The organism is Catenulispora rubra (assembly GCF_015356825.1).
Taxonomy (GTDB): Bacteria; Actinomycetota; Actinomycetes; order Streptomycetales; family Catenulisporaceae; genus Catenulispora; species Catenulispora rubra.
This window is the reverse complement of sequence record NZ_JAACYW010000584.1, coordinates 1-2,083: the sequence shown is the minus strand read 5'-3', so window position 1 is coordinate 2,083 and position 2,083 is coordinate 1. Positions and strand designations below refer to the sequence as shown.

The 2,083-nt window shown below is 74.3% G+C and carries 1 protein-coding gene; it reads right to left on the bottom strand.

Going from position 1 to position 2,083, the window contains the following annotated elements; all coding sequences use genetic code 11:
* The coding region (locus GWK61_RS54250) for a sensor histidine kinase (protein WP_194922239.1) at positions 1 to 1,829 on the bottom strand (1,829 nt) is incomplete at its 3' end.
* Positions 1,830 to 2,083: the final 254 nt, after the last annotated feature.

The following is a 2,083-nucleotide window of genomic DNA, read 5'->3' as shown; positions in this document are numbered from 1 at the left end:
GCGGGGAGCTGCGCGGTCGGCGGCTGCGGTGCGGCAGGTGCGGCAGGTGCAGAGGGCGCGGCAGAACGCGCCGGCTGCGAGGCGGCGGCCTCGGCGGGAGCCTGGGGCCCGGCGTTCCGGCGTTCCGCGAGCAGGCCGGTCGGAACCGGGTGCGCGGCGATGTCGGCCTGCTGCGGCATCGGCGGCTGGGGCGCGGCGATCTCCGAAGGTGCGTCGTAGGTGCGGCGCGCAGGCGCGGAGTCGTTCTTCAGCGGCAGACCGAAGTAGCCGCTCTGCGCAGGGTCCGAAGACTGGTTCTTCTGCGCCGGGACCCCGAAGAAGCTGCGGTCATCGGCCGCCAGCCGGTTCTGCTGCGGCGGCAGTCCGAAGTAGCTCCGGTTGGCAGCAGCCTCCGGCGCTACGTCAGGCGTCGCGGTGATCGCGTCCTGCTCCGCCGCGCGGGCCCCGAACAGGTTCCCTCGGTCCGCGGGCCCGCCGATCGCCAGCTGCTCCGGCGTACTGGAGATGGCCATCGGCTCCGGCCAGGCGCTGATCCGCGTCACGAGCGCGTGGCCGCCGGTCAGCGTGTGACCCGCCGCCGCGACGGTGTGACCTCCGGCCGCGACAGCGTGGCCCGAGGTCGGGACGGTGTGGCCCATCGCCGGGGCGGCGAGGTCGTCCACGTCCTCGAAGTCATCCTCATCGAGGTCATCAATGTCATCAATATCAATGTCATCGAGGTCGTCGAAGTCCGCCAGCGCCCGGTGCAGGTTGCCGGCCGCGAGCTCCGCGGCCAGCTGGGTCAGCGAGATCTCGCCGTGGAAGGTCTTGGTCAGCTCGTCGTCGGCGCTCAGCGGGCGGATCGGGGTGACCGGGAGGACCAGCCGGACCAGCGCGCCGCCCAGCGGGCCCTCGGCGAACTCCACCGAGCCGCCGGCGGCCTCTATCGTGCGGCGGACGACCGCCAGGCCCAGGCCGTGGCCGGCCGGGATGTTGCCGAAGCCGGGGCCGCTGTCGTCGACCTCTATCACCGCGCGTTCGCCCTCGGCGGTCTCGAAGCGGCGGACGGTCACCTGGACGCGGCCGGAGTCGCCGGCGGCGCGGGTGCCGTTGGACAGGACGTTGCCCAGTGCCCGCTTGAACAGCACCGGATCCACCGTCACGTGCAGCGGGTCCTCGGCCGCCAGGGCCAGGTCGCCGTCGAAGGTGGCCCGCCAGCGCTCCACGGACTCCGCGGCCAGGCCGGCCACGTTGCACGGCACCGGATCGCCCAGGCCGTCCACGCCCTGCTTGGCGTCGTCCAGGAACTGGCGGACCGTCGCGGATATCTCCTCGGTCTGGGACATGATCTCCTGCAGCACGTCCCGGACCCGCTCGGGCACGTCCGGCCGCAGTTCGGCGGCGGAGGCCAGCATCAGGATCGCGGCGACCGGCTGGCGCAGGTCGTGGCAGACCTCGCGGACCCGGTCCAGGGGGATCGCGGTGCCGCCGTCGGCGTACAGGACCGCGTCGCGGCGGTGCGAGCCGTGGTAGCGCTCGAGCTCCGCCCCGGTGGCGCCGGGCGTCCCGGCCTCGATCGCCCTGGTCGCTTCGGCGGTTCCGGGAGCCGCGGGCATTCCGGGCGCTCTGGGTACTCCGGCCGCGGAAGGATCAGTGGAGGGATCAACGGAGAGACCGGCGGCCGCCGCCCGCGCAGCCTTGTCCGCCGCCTCCTGGGCCCGCAGCTCGCGCAGGTCCAGCAGCACGGTCTCGTCCGTGCCGCGGATGTACGGGTCCTTCGAAGCGCCGGCGTCACCCGCCGGTCCGCTCATGTCGGCGCCGGGCGTGGTGGTGTCCGTGGTCGTGCTCATGATCGTCCCCCACCCCAGCGGTTCCGGGCACGGTCCGACGCGCGGCGGATCGGACATGCGGCCCCGGCGGGCCGTGCGTCCGCGTAGCGTGCCACGCGCCTCCCCCTTGCTCCGGCCGCCGGGCGAACCCCGCGGCCATCATCGACGTTACGCCGGCGGACCACGGACGAGCAGGCGGGACGCGACGGATCACGCGATGGGAGCAACCGGCCGGCCGGCGGGCGTACGCCGCCCGCGGTCCTGCCCTCCCACCC